This window comes from Achromobacter spanius (assembly GCF_039673305.1).
Taxonomy (GTDB): Bacteria; Pseudomonadota; Gammaproteobacteria; order Burkholderiales; family Burkholderiaceae_B; genus Achromobacter; species Achromobacter spanius_F.
In genome coordinates, this window is sequence record NZ_JBDJLJ010000006.1 from 50,353 (window position 1) to 65,438 (window position 15,086).

General features: G+C 65.0%; 12 protein-coding genes. 7 read left to right on the forward strand and 5 right to left on the reverse strand.

Annotated elements, in window-relative coordinates; genetic code table 11:
• Positions 1–64: 64 nt before the first annotated feature.
• A complete protein-coding gene (locus ABE485_RS08095) occupies positions 65–1,495 on the forward strand; it encodes a diguanylate cyclase (protein ID WP_346514779.1) in 1,431 nt (476 codons plus the stop codon).
• 66 nt (positions 1,496–1,561) lie between these two features.
• Here ABE485_RS08095 and ABE485_RS08100 read toward each other — a convergent pair whose 3' ends face one another.
• A complete protein-coding gene (locus tag ABE485_RS08100) occupies positions 1,562–2,461 on the reverse strand; it encodes a recombination-associated protein RdgC (protein WP_346514780.1) in 900 nt (299 codons plus the stop codon).
• 150 nt (positions 2,462–2,611) lie between these two features.
• On the opposite strand from ABE485_RS08100, the gene ABE485_RS08105 reads away from it, so the two are divergent.
• Positions 2,612–2,821 carry a hypothetical protein gene (locus ABE485_RS08105; RefSeq protein ID WP_008164281.1) on the forward strand — a complete coding sequence of 70 codons (210 nt, stop codon included), beginning with the start codon at positions 2,612–2,614 and terminating at the stop codon, positions 2,819–2,821.
• A 370-nt stretch (positions 2,822–3,191) separates the two neighbouring features.
• Here the strand turns inward: ABE485_RS08105 and ABE485_RS08110 are convergent, their stop codons facing one another.
• The 3 genes from ABE485_RS08110 to ABE485_RS08120 all read right to left on the reverse strand — a co-directional run bounded on the left by ABE485_RS08110 (position 3,192) and on the right by ABE485_RS08120 (position 7,296).
• Positions 3,192–4,853, reverse strand: a complete 1,662-nt coding sequence (locus ABE485_RS08110) for an MFS transporter (RefSeq protein WP_430795405.1) — start codon at positions 4,851–4,853, stop codon at positions 3,192–3,194.
• A 195-nt stretch (positions 4,854–5,048) separates the two neighbouring features.
• Positions 5,049–6,425, reverse strand: coding sequence for a sensor histidine kinase (locus ABE485_RS08115; protein ID WP_346514907.1), 1,377 nt, complete (start codon positions 6,423–6,425; stop codon positions 5,049–5,051).
• Between the two features lie 115 nt (positions 6,426–6,540).
• Positions 6,541–7,296 (reverse strand): response regulator transcription factor, encoded by a 756-nt coding sequence (locus ABE485_RS08120; RefSeq protein ID WP_346514782.1) that lies wholly within the window; start codon positions 7,294–7,296, stop codon positions 6,541–6,543.
• A 316-nt stretch (positions 7,297–7,612) separates the two neighbouring features.
• On the opposite strand from ABE485_RS08120, the gene recA reads away from it, so the two are divergent.
• Both recA and recX read left to right on the forward strand, forming a co-directional pair.
• Positions 7,613–8,674, forward strand: a complete 1,062-nt coding sequence (recA, locus tag ABE485_RS08125; protein WP_062838483.1) for a recombinase RecA — start codon at positions 7,613–7,615, stop codon at positions 8,672–8,674.
• Between the two features lie 165 nt (positions 8,675–8,839).
• Positions 8,840–9,526 (forward strand): recombination regulator RecX, encoded by a 687-nt coding sequence (recX, locus tag ABE485_RS08130; RefSeq protein WP_346514783.1) that lies wholly within the window; start codon positions 8,840–8,842, stop codon positions 9,524–9,526.
• 74 nt (positions 9,527–9,600) lie between these two features.
• On the opposite strand, the gene ABE485_RS08135 is transcribed toward recX, so the two are convergent.
• Positions 9,601–10,518, reverse strand: a complete 918-nt coding sequence (locus ABE485_RS08135; RefSeq protein ID WP_346514784.1) for a LysR family transcriptional regulator — start codon at positions 10,516–10,518, stop codon at positions 9,601–9,603.
• A 197-nt stretch (positions 10,519–10,715) separates the two neighbouring features.
• On the opposite strand from ABE485_RS08135, the gene metE reads away from it, so the two are divergent.
• The 3 genes from metE to sucC all read left to right on the forward strand — a co-directional run bounded on the left by metE (position 10,716) and on the right by sucC (position 15,054).
• A complete protein-coding gene (metE, locus tag ABE485_RS08140; protein ID WP_346514785.1) occupies positions 10,716–13,013 on the forward strand; it encodes a 5-methyltetrahydropteroyltriglutamate--homocysteine S-methyltransferase in 2,298 nt (765 codons plus the stop codon).
• A 267-nt stretch (positions 13,014–13,280) separates the two neighbouring features.
• Positions 13,281–13,883 carry a DUF2889 domain-containing protein gene (locus tag ABE485_RS08145; RefSeq protein ID WP_346514786.1) on the forward strand — a complete coding sequence of 201 codons (603 nt, stop codon included), beginning with the start codon at positions 13,281–13,283 and terminating at the stop codon, positions 13,881–13,883.
• A 10-nt stretch (positions 13,884–13,893) separates the two neighbouring features.
• On the forward strand, positions 13,894–15,054 hold the full coding sequence (gene sucC, locus ABE485_RS08150; RefSeq protein ID WP_346514787.1) for an ADP-forming succinate--CoA ligase subunit beta: 1,161 nt from the start codon (positions 13,894–13,896) through the stop codon (positions 15,052–15,054).
• Positions 15,055–15,086: the final 32 nt, after the last annotated feature.

Consider the following 15,086-nt stretch of genomic DNA (forward strand, 5'->3'; position numbering starts at 1 on the left):
CGCGCTGGCTTTTGCGGCGCGTGCTGCCGCCAGACACGCACGCAGATCTTGGGCGGATGATCTTATGTCTTCGAGCAGTACCGATGTTCCCCTTTCTTCGACAGGCGCCGATGCGGCCGGCGGCCAGGCGTGCTACCTGAGCGCTTCCAACGTCCAGGCCTGGGAAGCGGTCTATCAATCGGTCGACGCCTATACGCGCGGCCAGGTCGCCGCAGTGGTGGCCGACAGCGCCACCCAACTGGTGGACGCGTTCTATTCCACCTTGCTTGCCGATGCCGAGGCCGGTCCGCGGCTTTCCCACGAGATCGTCTCGACCCGCCTGCACAACGGCATGAAGCATTGGCTCAAGGGGCTGCTCTGTGTGCGCGAACAGGGCGACATCGCCGTCCTGATGGCCACGCAGAAGAAGGTGGGCGAAGTGCACGCGCGCGTCCATATCCCGATCCATCTGGTGATGGCGGGCGCCCGCATCCTGAAGAACGAAATCGCCCAGCGCCTGCGCGCGAGCGATCTCGACGGCATGGCTGCGTCCGTGGCGACGCAGTACGTCTGCAATCTGTTCGATCTGGCGATCGAACAGATGAGCCGCGCCTTCATGCGCGACATCAATCGCGGCGCCCGCAACGATGAAGCCTACCGGCTGTTCGCGCTGGGTCAGAACATTTCCACCGAGCGCGAGCGCCAGCGCGCCGCGTTGCTGGAATGGAGCCAGGCTGTGCTGATCGGGCTGCACTACCGGACGCCCGAGCAGGCCCTGCCGCGCCTGGCCGCATCCGAATTCGGCCTGTGGCTGCAGCACAAGGGCGCGGTGCTGTTCGAAAGCGCGCCCGCCTTGCGCCAGATCACCGAGGTCGTGGCGCGACTGGATGACGTGGTGCTGCCGCAGATGATGCAAGAGGCGGCGCAGGGCAATGCGATGCCGGGCCAGGTGCGCGAACTGCAGGAACTGGTGGCGCGCATCAAGCATCTGCTCAACGGCCTGTTCGACATGGTGGCCGAGATCGAAAGCGGCAGCGACCCGCTGACCAATGTGCTGAACCGGCGCTTCCTGCCGTCGGTGATCGGCCGCGAGATCTCCATTGCCCGGCGCCAGCGTTCGAGCTTTTCCGTTCTGCTGCTGGACATCGACCACTTCAAGGCCATCAACGATGCGCATGGCCACTCCGGCGGCGACCAGGTGCTGCGCCAGTTTGCCGAGGTGGTGCATCAGACGTGCCGGTCCAGCGATTTCGTGTTCCGCTATGGCGGCGAGGAATTCCTGGTGGTGCTGGTGGACACGGGGCAGGAGGCCGCTCTGGCCGCCGCCGAAAAGCTCGGCGCCGAAATCCGCCGCCATCCTTTCATGCTTGCGGAAGCGGGCTCCCTGCATGTCACGGCCAGCATCGGCGTGGCAACCTTCGACGGCCATCCCGACTACGCTTACCTGATCGACCGCGCCGACAAGGCGCTGTATCGCGCCAAGCAGGACGGCCGCGACCGCAGCGTCGCGGCATGAAAAAGGCCGCCCCGTGGGGCGGCCTTATCCTTCCCTGGCCCGTAGCGGGCGCAAGGGCCTGAGGGCTTACACCTTCTTTTCGCCGCCCAGGGCTTCGACCAGCTCGGCCATCATCTTGGCCAGTTCGCCGGTCATCAGCATCATGTCGGAGTCGAACTTTTCGTCGTCGTTCGCGGCCACGCCTTCGTTGCCTTCCTTCAGCACGTCCAGCGGCGCAACGCGCTTGACGTCAAGGCCCTCGGTCAGCACGAAGGACACGCGGTCGGCCCACGTCATGGCCAGGCGCGTGCATTGCTTGCCCGACTGGATGTGGCGGCGCACGTCGTCGGCGTCGATGGAGTGCTTCACGTAGCGGATTGCAGCGCCGCTTTCGCCGGACGAGCGCAGCTCGGTGTCCTGGTCGATGGTGAAGTTGGACGGCGCTTCGTCTTCGGCCAGCCAGCCGGTCATGGCCGAGGCGGGCGACTGGGCCACGTACAGGTTTTCCAGCGGGAACGGATCGACGCACTTGGCGAGCAGGCCAATGACTTCGTCGGCCTTGGCCGAGGCGGCCGCGTCGATGACCAGCCAGTTGTTCTTCGGGTCGATCCACACGCGCGTGTCGCGATAGACGCTGAAGGCGCGCGGCAGGAGTTCATCCGTGACGCGTTCCTTGATTTCCTTCATCTGCTTGCGGCCCGGCTTGTAGCCTTGCTGCTCTTCGATCTCCTGGGCGCGCGCCTTGGCGACCTGGTTGATCACGGTGCCGGGCAGCAGCTTTTTCTCGGCGCGCAGGCTAAGAAGGATCTGCCCGTTGACCTCGTGGGCAAGCCCGCCGTTTTCGCGCGGCGGCACCCATCCCAGGCTTTGCATTTCGAGGTTGTTGCCGGCTTGGTAGGCATGCCGCGCCAGCGTCTCTTCAAGCTGGTCGCCCGTCAGGGTCCAGGGGGAAGAAAGGCGGTAAATCTTGAGATTCTTGAACCACATGAGCGTCGGCCAAAAGGGTTGATTCTATACGACGCGGCGGCTTTGCCGAAGCGGTTCGATACGCCGGCGTGAGGCGACACGATCTGTCACTGACAGGGGGCGGGCGATCCGGTAACGTGCGGCGCACCCGTGTGGAATTGGAGAAGAAACATGAAGATCATTGGCGCCATCCTGATAGTGCTGGGCGTTGCCGCCCTGGCCTACAAGGGCTTCAGCTACAAGTCCGAAGAGACGGTCCTGCAGATCGGGTCCGTCAAGGCAACCGCGGAAACCGAGAAGTCGGTCCCGATTCCCACGTGGGCCGGCATCGCCGCGATCGTGGCGGGCGTGGTGGCGATCGGCGTGGGCATGCGTCGTTGATCGCGGCCGGCCCGCAAGGCCGGCGGCGCGTGTTGATGGCGGCCGCATTGCGGCCGCCATTCGTTTGTCGGGCCGCAAAAAAAAGCGGCCCGGCTCAGTGAAGAGTCGGGCCGGTACGGGAGCACGCAATACCGCGTCATAAAAGGCTCGCGGGGAACGCGGTATTGGTGTCAGAACAGCAGCCCTGCAATCGTCTGACAGGGGGATCAATCGTCAGCCGATCTGGCGCAAGGCCGTAATCTGAGCGCTCAGTCTAATGGCGCGGGTCTGACATGGTCCTGAAAATGCGCGGGACGAAAAAAAAAGCTCCAAGAGGAGCTTTTGAAAGGCCGGGCAGGCGCAGCAGTCCCGCCCGGCGGGGGATGGTCTATCAGGCGTTGATGTCGTTGTCCTTGGATTCGCGCACGAAGAGCGTGCCGATGACCAGGGTCATGACCGCGATGATGATCGGGTACCACAGGCCGTCGTAGATGTTGCCGGTGGCCGCCACCACCGCGAACGCGACGGGAGGCAGGAAGCCGCCGAACCAGCCGTTGCCGATGTGGTACGGCAGGCTCATCGACGTGTAGCGGATGCGCGTCGGGAACATTTCCACCAGCATTGCGGCGATCGGGCCGTAGACCATGGTCACGTAGAGGACCAGGATGGTCAGCAGGACCACGACCATGACAGTGTTGGTCTGGGCCGGGTCAGCCTTGGCGGGATAGCCGTGGCTGCGGATGGCGGCGGTCAGCGACTTGTCGAGCTCGGCTGCCTTGACCTTGAAGTCAGCCGGCGCCATGCCCTTGCCGTCGAAGGACGCGAACTCGTCGTTGCCGATCTTGACGCGGGCGACCGAACCCGCCGGAGCGGCTTCGTTCCGGTAGTTCACCGAGTTGCGGGCCATGAACGACTTGACCACGTCGCAAGAGCTGGTGAACGAAGCCGTACCCACCGGGTTGAACTGGAACGAGCAGGTGCTCGGGTCCGCGATCACCGTGACCGGGGCGGTGGCTTGCGCCTTTTCCAGCGCCGGGTTGGCGAAGTGCGTCAGTCCCTGGAAGATCGGGAAGTAGGTCGCGGCAGCGATCAGGCAGCCCGCCATGATGATGGGCTTGCGGCCGATCTTGTCGGACAGCGCGCCGAAGATCACGAAGAAGGGCGTACCGAGCAAAAGCGCGATGGCGATCAGGATGTTCGCGGTGTTGGCGTCGACCTTCAGCGTCTGCGTCAGGAAGAACAGGGCATAGAACTGGCCCGTGTACCAGACGACGGCCTGGCCGGCGGTCAGGCCCAGCAGCGCCAGCAAAACGACTTTCAGGTTCTTCCATTGGCCGAACGATTCAGCGATCGGCGCCTTGGAACCCTTGCCTTCTTCCTTCATGCGCTTGAAGGTGGGGGACTCGTTCAGTTGCAGCCGGATCCACACCGAGATGCCCAGCAGCACCACCGAGATCAGGAACGGAATGCGCCAGCCCCAGGCCTTGAAGTCGTCTTCGCCCATGAACGTGCGGATGCCCAGGATGACCAGCAGCGACAGGAACAGGCCCAGGGTCGCGGTGGTTTGAATCCAGGACGTGTAGAAGCCGCGGCGTCCGTGCGGAGCGTGTTCGGCGACGTAGGTCGCCGCGCCGCCGTATTCGCCGCCCAGCGCCAGGCCTTGCAGCAGGCGCAGGATGATCAGGATGGCGGGAGCGGCCAGGCCGATGCTGGCGTAGCTGGGCAGGATGCCGACGAGGAACGTGGACAGGCCCATGATCACGATCGTGACCAGGAAGGTGTACTTGCGTCCGACCAGGTCGCCCAGGCGGCCGAACACCAGCGCGCCGAACGGCCGCACGGCAAAACCCGCCGCGAAGGCCAGCAGCGCGAAGATGAAGCCCGCGGTGGGGTTCACGCCGGAGAAGAAGTGTTGGGCGATGATGGCTGCGAGCGAGCCATACAGATAGAAGTCATACCACTCGAAAACGGTTCCCAGCGAAGACGCGAAGATGACCTTGCGCTCCTCCTTGGTCATCGGGCGCGGTTCCGCGGATGGACCGCGGCCTGCCATGGTAGTTGTGCTCATGATGTCTCCTCGTTTTTTGGCCAGCGGTTTTCCGCCGTGCTTGACCCTCCGCCGGCGAGACCGACATCGAGCTAAGCGTCACATTGGGGGCCGACGCTGACGAGGTTCTGACGGGACACTTACTTGAATCTTAAAATTGAAACAAATAGTAAGCTCTGCGGGGAAGGCTAGGGATAGTCCTTAGCTGTCCAGCGGGTCCGACGCTTGCGTGAACAGGGGGAATGTCACCCGGATGCGGGTGCCGGGCAGGTCGGAATGCCGGGTGGGGTGGTCTCCGATCACGACGCTTGCCTGGTGCTTTTGCGTGATCTCGCGCACGATGGCAAGGCCCAGGCCGCTGCCGTCGGACGACGTGCCCAGCACGCGGTAGAAGCGGTCAAACACGCGTTCGCGCTCTTCGGGCGCGATGCCGGGGCCCGAGTCTTCCACTTCCAGCACGCCCTGGCCGTCGGACTGCAGGACGCGCACCGTGATGTGGCCGCCGCGCGGCGTATAGCGCAGCGCATTGTCCACCAGGTTGTTGAGCAGTTCGGCCAGCAGCAGCGGGTTGCCGTTGATTTCGACGGGGGTGTCCGATCCCTCGAACCCTAGGTCGGTGCTGAGCGATAGCGCCAGCGGCACCCAGTGCATGGTCTGTTCGTAGGCGATGGCGTTGATGTCGGTGCGGGTCAGGCCGATGGCGCTGGGATTCTCGGCGCGGGCCAGCAACAGCAACTGATTGACCAGCCGGGTCGCGCGCTCGGAGCCTGTGACCAGCTGGCGCAGGCTGGACTGCATTTCCTCGGGGCTGGCGTCGCGCAGCGCCAGTTCGGCCTGGGTCCGCAGGCCGGCCAACGGCGTCTTCAACTGGTGCGCCGCATCGGCCACGAAGCGGCGCTGCGCCTGGACGTTGGCGGAAAGGCGGTCCAGCAGATCGTTCATGGCCGCGACCAGCGGCGCGATCTCGGATGGGGCGGCGCGCTCGTCGATGGGCGACAGGTCGTCGGGACGGCGGGCCCGCAGCCGCTGCTGCAGCGCATTCAGCGGCGCCACGCCGCGCGACAGTCCAAACCATACGAGCAGCACGGCGATCGGCAGCACCACGAACTGCGGAATGATCACGCCCTTGATGATGTCGTTGGCCAGCTGCGTGCGCTTTTCCACGGTTTCCGCCACGATCAGCAGCGCGGGCTGGGTGTCGGGAATGTGCAGGTCGACCCAGGTGAACGCCAGCCGGATCCCGAAGCCGCGCAGCGTGTCGTCTTCGTATTGCACCTCGCCGGGCCGGGGCTGGCCCACCGTGGCGGGCAGGGGCAGCGCACGGTCTCCGCCCAGGTACTCGCCGCGGCTGCCTAGGGCCAGCCAGAACACGCTGTCGGTTTCGTCGGCGCGCAGCACGTCGCGCGCCGCATCGGTCATTTTCAGCACGGCGCGCCCGTCCTGGGCGTGGACCTGCCGCGTCAGCACGTGGAGATTGTTGGCAAGCGCGCGGTCGTAAGGCACGTTGGCGATGTTCTGCGCCACCACATAGGTGATGGCTACGCTCATGGGCCACAGGAGAAACAGCGGCGCCAGCATCCAGTCGAGGATCTCGCCCAGCAGCGAACGCTGGGGCGGCGCGAAGCTCGGGCCCTTGGACCCGGCTTGCATGATATCCAGGGCTTCCTGGTTGAGCGGCTCTGGCGGCGCGGGCTCAGCTGGAGAGGTACGCCGCACCCTGGTCCCGCTCAAGACAGTAGCCCAGGCCGCGCACGGTCACGATCTTCACGCCGCTGGGCTCGAGCTTCTTGCGCAGGCGATGCACGTAGACCTCGATGGCGTTGGTGCTGACTTCTTCGCCCCATTCGCAGAGATGGTCGACCAGTTGGGTCTTGCTGACCATCCGTCCGCTGCGGGTCAGGAGGATTTCCAGCAGGCTGACTTCGCGCGCCGACAGGTCCAGCGTCTGGTCGTCCACGATGGCCACGCGGCCGGTCTGGTCGAACAGCAGCCGGCCGTGCTTGAGCATGGTGTGGACTCCCAGGTGGCCCCGGGGGGGGTTCTGTGCTACCACCCGGGGCCGGTGTTTGAGCTGGGTGGCGCCGCCCCGGGCGCCGCGCCGGGTGAGCGCCCGCACGCGGGCCTCGAGTTCGGACAGCGCGAAGGGCTTGGCCATGTAGTCGTCCGCGCCGAGGTCCAGGCCCTTGACGCGCTGCTCGATGCTGTCGGCGGCGGTGAGGATGAGCACGGGCAGGGCGGAGTTGCGCGCGCGCAGGCGGCGCAGGACTTCCAGCCCGGCCAGTTGCGGCAGGCCGAGGTCCAGGATGAGCAGGTCGAACGCCTGGGCGGCCAGCGCGGAATCGGCGGCGAGCCCGTCGCGCACGGCATCCACGGCATAGCCGTTGTGGCGCAACGAGCGGGACAGGCCGTCGGCCAGGATGCTGTCGTCTTCGGCGATCAGGATACGCATGGGCTGCTGCAAGTAAAGAACCCGTCGCGCGCCTGCCGCCGCTTGCGGGGGGCGCTATCCGCCTTGGGGCGCCCGGTGGCGGAAAAGGGGCAAAATACCGGGATCTCTTTCGATTCTGTCACACGGCGCCACGCTTGCCACTCAGGGTATACGTGCAAAAGACTGGCACACTGGTTTTTTGTACAGTACAATCCGATGCCATAATCTGATCCGTAGCTCAAGGCGCTCGCCAGACCCGCCCGACCTGGCCGTAAGACTTTACTGTCAGATCCGCATTTTCCTCCGACATCCAGATACGTTACAGACAGGACTCCACATGGACGACAAAACCACCAAGGCCGCCGCTTCGGAAAAGGCCAAGGCGCTTGCCGCCGCGCTTTCGCAGATCGAAAAGCAGTTCGGCAAGGGCTCGATCATGCGCTACGGCGACAATGAGGTCTCGCACGACATCCAGGTGGTTTCCACGGGTTCGCTCGGTCTGGACATTGCGCTGGGCGTCGGTGGCCTGCCGCGCGGCCGCGTCGTTGAAATCTACGGTCCGGAATCGTCGGGCAAGACCACGCTGACCCTGCAGGTGGTCGCTGAAATGCAAAAGCTGGGCGGCACCTGCGCCTTCGTCGACGCGGAACACGCCCTTGACGTCCAGTACGCCTCCAAGCTGGGCGTCAACCTGGCCGACCTGCTGATCTCGCAGCCGGACACAGGCGAACAGGCCCTGGAAATCACCGATGCGCTGGTGCGCTCCGGTTCCGTGGACCTGATCGTCGTCGACTCGGTTGCCGCGCTGGTGCCCAAGGCCGAAATCGAAGGCGAAATGGGCGATTCGCTGCCCGGGCTGCAAGCCCGCCTGATGAGCCAGGCGCTGCGCAAACTCACCGCCACGATCAAGAAGACCAACTGCATGGTCATCTTCATCAACCAGATCCGCATGAAGATCGGCGTCATGTTCGGCAACCCCGAAACCACCACTGGCGGCAACGCGCTCAAGTTCTACGCATCCGTGCGCCTGGACATCCGCCGCATCGGCTCCATCAAGAAGGGCGACGAAGTCGTCGGCAACGAAACCCGCGTCAAGGTCGTGAAGAACAAGGTCGCGCCGCCTTTCAAGCAGGCCGAATTCGACATCATGTACGGCGCCGGCATCTCCCGCGAAGGCGAAATCATTGATCTGGGCGTGGCCGCCAATGTCGTGGACAAGTCCGGCGCCTGGTACAGCTACAACGGCAACCGCATCGGCCAGGGCAAGGACAATGTCCGCGAATACCTGAAAGAGCACAAGGAACTGGCCATCGAGATCGAGAACCGCGTTCGCGAAAACCAGGGCATTGTCAGCCGTGCGGCCGAATTTGTTCCCACGGCGGAAGACACCGCCGAATAATCGAATCGGCTTTTCAGTCGCGGGCGTTCGCTTGTCGCGAATCGCCGGGCGCGACCTTGCGCCGGCCCGCGGTAGCGGCCGGCGAATCGCGGCAGGCGCCTTGACGGGTCTGCCGTTTTGCATCGCACGTTTCGCATCGCACGTTGTGCGTAGCAAGCAGGAAGCATGAGCTGGAAACCGACTCCCGCGTCAGCCGACCGCCTCCGCGCCAAGCTGGACGACGAATTCGAAACGGTCGCCAAGCCGCAGGGCTTGCGCCGCACATCCGACGCGCGCAGCGAACGGGACGCGGACGCGCCTGAAGGCCAGGCCGATCAATGGCAGCGCACCTCTGAACAGCGCGGCGCCGCGCGCCATCGCCGCGCCGCAGCTGGCGATGGCGGCACCTCCGGGGATGCAGCGCAGGCCCGCAAAGGGCCGTCTCTGAAGATGCGTGCGGTGGGCTATCTGTCGCGGCGCGAACACGCGCGCGAAGAGCTGGCGCGCAAGCTGGCCGCCTATGCCGAAGACGCCGCTGAAGTCGAAACCGTGCTGGACGCGCTCGAGAAAGAGGGCTGGCTGTCCACCGAACGCTTTGCGCAAAGCCTGGTTCACCGACGCGCTTCGCGCCAGGGCGCGGCGCGCATCGTGCAGGAATTGCGCCAGCATGGCGTGGACGACAACCAGGTTGCCGAACTGCGCGATCAACTGCGCGCCACCGAATACGACCGCGCGCTGGAGGTCTGGAAGAAGCGCTTCGACGCCAGGCCGGCGGACCGCGCCGCCTATGCCAAGCAGGCGCGCTTTTTGGCCAGCCGTGGTTTCGCGCACGACGTCATCCGCCGCATCCTGGGCGAAGGCGACGAGGACTAGGCGCCCGCCAAGTCCGCGCACGCGACGGCAGGCGATTGCTCGTCGCGCGCCGTGCGTTCGCCGCATGCGCAACGCTACTTTGCCGACTTGATCCCCGACAAGGTCTTGAAGCAGACATCGCGCGTGATGGTCAGGAACTCGTCGATGTACGAAGCATCCGTGTCCTCGCTGCGCACGGTGGCGTACAGCGTGCGCCACACGCCTTGGGGTCCCAGCCGGCAGAGCCGCAGCCAACCCTGATTCATGTATTCGGTCAGTGCCCAGTTCGGCAACGCCGCGACGCCGCGGTTGCTGGCGACCAGCTGCGCGATGATCGGCGTGAGTTCGGCCTTGCGGATGGCGGCGGGCTCGACGTCCGCCGGGTCCAGGAACGCCGTGAAGACGTCCAGGCGCTGCTTGTCCACCGGATACGTGATCAGCGTCTGGTCGGCCAATTGGTCGGGCGTGACGAATTTGCTGGCGGCCAGCGGATTGGACTCCGACACCGCCAGCACCAGTTCGTACTTGAACAGAGGCAGGTACTCCACCGCGTCCAGCGGCTGCGGGTCCGAGGTGATGACCAGATCGAGGTCTCCGCGCACCAGGGCGGGCAGGGGGGCGAACGAAAACGCGGCCGACAGATCCAGCGCCACATCCGGCCACTGGATGCGGAAGGCGTCCAGCGCCGGCATCAGCCACTGAAAGCAGGAGTGGCAATCGATCGCCAGGTGCAGGCGCCCGGTGCGTCCCGCGGCCAGCCGCTGCAGATCGCGCTCGGTGGCACGGATACGGGGCAGGACCTCGTCGGCCAGCGCCAGCACGCGCAGGCCGGCGGTGGTCAGTCGGGCTGGCCGGGTGCGGCGGTTCAACAAGGGCGTGCCCAGACGCGTTTCCAGATCGCGCAACTGGTGCGACAGGGCCGACTGCGTGAGGTGCAAGCGTTCGGCGGCTTCCTGCAGGCTGCCGCCTTCGCGGATGGCGGTGAGGGTTTCAAGGTGGCGGATTTCTAGCATCTGGGGGGCGCAACAATCAGGATAAGGACGCGCCCTGGACGGGCGGCGAATTCCGGCTCCGAACGCCTCGGCCCGGCATGAGCTTATATTTTATGAGATTTCCTCATCTTATGAATGTAGACATTGATTTTGATTCATTTTAATTTGGCTGCAGAATAGCCGTCACTTGAACAAAATTTATCTATGGCGGATTTCTCATGACTACGATTCATAATTTGGGGTTCCCCCGCATTGGCGCGCATCGTGAGCTGAAGCGTGCGGTCGAGGCCTATTGGGCGGGCAAGCAGACCGCCGAGGCGCTGGAAGAGACCGGCCGCGAACTGCGCGCCCGTCACTGGAAGCTGCAAGCCGCGGCCGGCCTGAAGTTCGTGCCCGTCGGCGATTTCGCCTGGTATGACCAGATCCTGGAGTGGACGACGCTGCTGGGCGCCGTGCCGGCCCGCTTTGGTCAGAAGGACAATGAGCCCGTCACGCTCGATACGCTATTCCGCATGGGCCGTGGCCGCGCGCCGACCGGCAAGCCGGCCGCCGCCTGCGAAATGACCAAGTGGTTCGACACCAACTACCACTACATCGTGCCGGAACTGGTTCCGGGGCAGACGTTCCGCATCGCCCGCGAATCGCTCTTCGAACAGGTCAGGGAAGCGCAGGCCCTGGGGCTGGACGTCAAACCGGTGATCCCGGGCCCGCTGACCTGGCTGTATCAAGGCAAGGGCGATGCCTTTGCGGACGGTCCCGCCGACGCGGGCAAGCTGCAACTGCTGGCCGCGCTGCTGCCGGTGTACGAAGAGGTGCTGGCGCGCTTTGCCAAGCTGGGCCTGCAGTGGGTGCAGATCGATGAGCCCATCCTGGCGCTCGATTTGCCGCAAGCCTGGCGCGATGCATTCCAGCAGGTGTACGCCAAGCTGTCGGCCAGCCCGGTCAAGCTGCTGATCGCCACCTATTTCGACGGCCTGAAGGACAACCTGGCCGCCACGCTGGCCTTGCCCGTGGCCGGCCTGCACGTGGACCTGGTGCGCGCGCCTGCACAATTGTCCGAGGTGGTTGCCGGCCTGGGCGCCGGACAGGTGCTGTCCGCTGGCGTCATCAATGGCCGCAACATCTGGCGCACCGACCTGGACGCCCTCATCGCCACGCTGGCACCCGTCAAGCAGCAGCTTGGCGACCGCCTGTGGCTGGCCCCGTCGTGCTCGCTGCTGCATGTGCCCGTGGACCTGGCGAATGAAACCGAACTCGATGCCGAACTCAAGAGCTGGCTGTCGTTCGCGGCGCAGAAGCTGAATGAACTGAGCCTGCTGGGCCGGGCGCTCGATAGCGCCACCGATCCGTCAGTTCAGGACGGCCTGGCCAGCCAGCGCGCCGCGCTCGCCGCCCGCCGCGCCTCGGTCCGCATCCACAATCCGGCGGTGGGCCAGCGCATGGCCGCGGCCGCCGGCGTGTCGCGCGACCGCGCGCCGTTCGCCGGCCGCATCGCCCGCCAGCAGCAAGAGCTGGGCTTGCCCGCCTATCCCACCACGACGATCGGCTCCTTTCCGCAGACTGCCGAAATCCGGGCGCTGCGCCGCGACTGGAAGGCCGGCGCGCTCACGGATTCGGCCTACGAGACCGCGATCCGCAAGGAGATCGAGGAAGTCATCCGCTTCCAGGAAAAGGTCGGCCTGGACGTGCTGGTCCACGGCGAGCCCGAGCGCAACGACATGGTCGAATATTTCGGCGAGTTGCTGGCAGGTTTTGCCTTCACCAAGAACGGCTGGGTGCAAAGCTACGGATCGCGCTGCGTCAAGCCGCCGATCATCTTCGGCGACGTGGCCCGTCCGGCGCCCATGACGGTAGGCTGGTCGTCCTACGCGCAGTCGCTCACCGACAAGCCGGTCAAGGGCATGCTGACCGGCCCGGTCACCATCCTGCAATGGTCGTTCGTGCGCGACGACCAGCCCCGCGAACAGACCTGCCGCCAACTGGCGCTGGCCCTGCGCGACGAGGTCGTGGACCTGGAAGCTGCCGGCATCAGCGTCATCCAGATCGACGAGCCCGCCATCCGCGAAGGCCTGCCGCTGCGCCGTGCGGACTGGCAGGCATATTTGGACTGGGCGGTGGACTGCTTCCGCCTGTCGACCGCCGGCGTGCGTGACGAAACGCAGATCCACACCCACATGTGCTATTCGGAATTCAATGACATCATTGAATCCATCGCGGCCATGGATGCGGACGTGATCACGATCGAAACGTCGCGTTCCAACATGGAACTGCTCAAGGCGTTCGAGGACTTCCGCTACCCGAACGACATCGGCCCCGGCGTGTACGACATCCATTCGCCCAATGTCCCCGAGGTGGACTGGATGGTGGACCTGATGAACAAGGCCGCCGCCCGCCTGCCCAAGGAGCGGCTCTGGGTGAACCCCGATTGTGGCCTGAAGACCCGCGCCTGGCCGGAAACGGAAGCCGCGCTGATCGGCATGGTGCAGGCGGCGCGCGCGCTGCGCGAAGCCGCGTAGCCCGGCTGGCCGGGGCCCCGACCCCGACCCGATGCCGGCGCAAACCGGCTTGCACCGTTGGCGCAAGCCGGTTTTTTGTGGCCCGCTCGCGTGCCTGGGTGGCCAGCGGGCAGGCGGACCCGCCAGCCCCGTCCCCGGCGCCAGGGTGGCGACGGCGCCGCCCGGCCGAAGAATACGGTTGATACGAGGCCGCCTGCGCTATACTTTGAAGGTTTTGTTGCCGCGCACCATTACGCGCAGGCCATCTTCGCCCCGCAGGCCCCACGCATGCCCTTGCCACCGCCGGATTATCCTCGCCAACCGCTGCATACGCGTTCCATACGCGTGCAGTCGTATGCGCGCGATGACGGCAACTGGGATCTGGAAGCCGAGCTTATCGACGTCAAGGCGTACGATTTCCCCAAGCGCGACGGCGAGATGTTCAAGGCCGGACAACCCATCCACCATATGCACCTGCGCATCACCATCGACGAGAATTTCTCGATCGTGGCGGCTCAGGCTGTCTATGACGCGGCGCCCTATGACGGGCATTGCAAGGCTATCGAGCCGGCGTACACTGACCTGATCGGCATGAACCTGCTCAAGGGGTTCCGCCGCCAGGTCAAGGAACGGTTCGGGCACGTGGAAGGCTGTACGCACATGACCGAACTGTCGCAGGTGCTTCCCACCGCGGCGGTCCAGACCATGGCCAACCGCCGGCGGCAGGAAATCAACCCGAACCGGCGTCCATTCCAACTGGACGGCTGCCATGCGCTGAGCACTGGCGGCCCTGTAGTGGCTGAGCATTATCCCGAGTGGTACACCGGGGGTAGCGCTGAGGCATCGGCTGATTCGACCTCCGATTCACCTTCTTTTTCTCATACGTCCTGACAGGTAACACATGAAAATCCACGAGTATCAAGGCAAGGAACTGCTGAAGCAATTTGGCGTCCCCGTGCCGCGCGGGATCCCCGCTCTTTCCGTCGACGAGGCCGTGGCTGCCGCTGAAAAGCTGGGTGGACCGGTTTGGGTCGTCAAGGCACAGATCCACGCGGGTGGCCGCGGCAAGGGCGGCGGCGTCAAGCTGGCGCGCTCGCTGGACGACGTCCGCAAGCTGGCCTCGGAAATCCTGGGCATGCAGCTGATCACGCACCAGACCGGCCCTGAAGGCCAGAAGGTTCGTCGCCTGTACATCGAAGACGGCGCCGACATCCAGAAGGAATACTACGTCTCGCTGGTCACCGACCGCGCCACGCAGAAGGTCGCCTTCATCGCTTCCAGCGAAGGCGGCATGGACATCGAGGAAGTGGCTCACTCCACCCCCGAAAAGATCATCACCGAATACATCGACCCGCTGACCGGCCTGTCCGCCGAGCAAGCCACCAAGATCGCCAACGCGATCGGCCTGCCCGCCGACTCGACCGCCCAAGCCGTGGACGTGTTCCAGAAGCTCTACAAGTGCTACATGGACACCGACGCGTCGCTGGTCGAAATCAACCCGCTGAACCGCGACAGCAAGGGCAACATCATTGCCCTGGACGCCAAGTTCAACTTCGATCCCAACGCCCTGTTCCGTCACCCGGAAATCGTCGCCTACCGCGACCTGGACGAAGAAGATCCCGCTGAAATCGAAGCCAGCAAGTTCGATCTCGCCTACATCCAGCTCGACGGCAACATCGGCTGCCTGGTGAACGGCGCCGGCCTGGCCATGGCCACCATGGACACCATCAAGCTGTTCGGCGGCGAACCCGCCAACTTCCTGGACGTCGGCGGCGGCGCCACGGCCGAGAAGGTCACCGAAGCGTTCAAGATCATGCTCGCCAACAAGAGCGTGAAGGCCATTCTGGTCAACATCTTCGGCGGCATCATGCGCTGCGACGTCATTGCCGAAGGCGTGATCGCCGCGTGCAAGGCCGTCAACCTGAGCGTGCCGCTGGTCGTCCGCATGAAGGGCACCAACGAAGAACTCGGCAAGAAGATGCTGGCCGACTCGGGCCTGCCGATCATCAGCGCCGACACGATGGCCGAAGCCGCCACCCGCGTCGTAGCCGCCGTCAAGTAAATATGCCCCCACGCCGCGCCCTTTCATGGCTG

Bases quoted from the DNA above. Each gene is read 5' to 3' on its own strand.
- ABE485_RS08095 (WP_346514779.1), top strand. From the start codon at position 65: ATGTCTTCGAGCAGTACCGATGTTCCCCTTTCTTCGACAGGCGCCGAT.
- ABE485_RS08100 (WP_346514780.1), bottom strand. From the start codon at position 2,461: ATGTGGTTCAAGAATCTCAAGATTTACCGCCTTTCTTCCCCCTGGACC.
- ABE485_RS08105 (WP_008164281.1), top strand. From the start codon at position 2,612: ATGAAGATCATTGGCGCCATCCTGATAGTGCTGGGCGTTGCCGCCCTG.
- ABE485_RS08110 (WP_430795405.1), bottom strand. From the start codon at position 4,853: ATGGCAGGCCGCGGTCCATCCGCGGAACCGCGCCCGATGACCAAGGAG.
- ABE485_RS08115 (WP_346514907.1), bottom strand. From the start codon at position 6,425: ATGCTGGCGCCGCTGTTTCTCCTGTGGCCCATGAGCGTAGCCATCACC.
- ABE485_RS08120 (WP_346514782.1), bottom strand. From the start codon at position 7,296: ATGCGTATCCTGATCGCCGAAGACGACAGCATCCTGGCCGACGGCCTG.
- recA (WP_062838483.1), top strand. From the start codon at position 7,613: ATGGACGACAAAACCACCAAGGCCGCCGCTTCGGAAAAGGCCAAGGCG.
- recX (WP_346514783.1), top strand. From the start codon at position 8,840: ATGAGCTGGAAACCGACTCCCGCGTCAGCCGACCGCCTCCGCGCCAAG.
- ABE485_RS08135 (WP_346514784.1), bottom strand. From the start codon at position 10,518: ATGCTAGAAATCCGCCACCTTGAAACCCTCACCGCCATCCGCGAAGGC.
- metE (WP_346514785.1), top strand. From the start codon at position 10,716: ATGACTACGATTCATAATTTGGGGTTCCCCCGCATTGGCGCGCATCGT.
- ABE485_RS08145 (WP_346514786.1), top strand. From the start codon at position 13,281: ATGCCCTTGCCACCGCCGGATTATCCTCGCCAACCGCTGCATACGCGT.
- sucC (WP_346514787.1), top strand. From the start codon at position 13,894: ATGAAAATCCACGAGTATCAAGGCAAGGAACTGCTGAAGCAATTTGGC.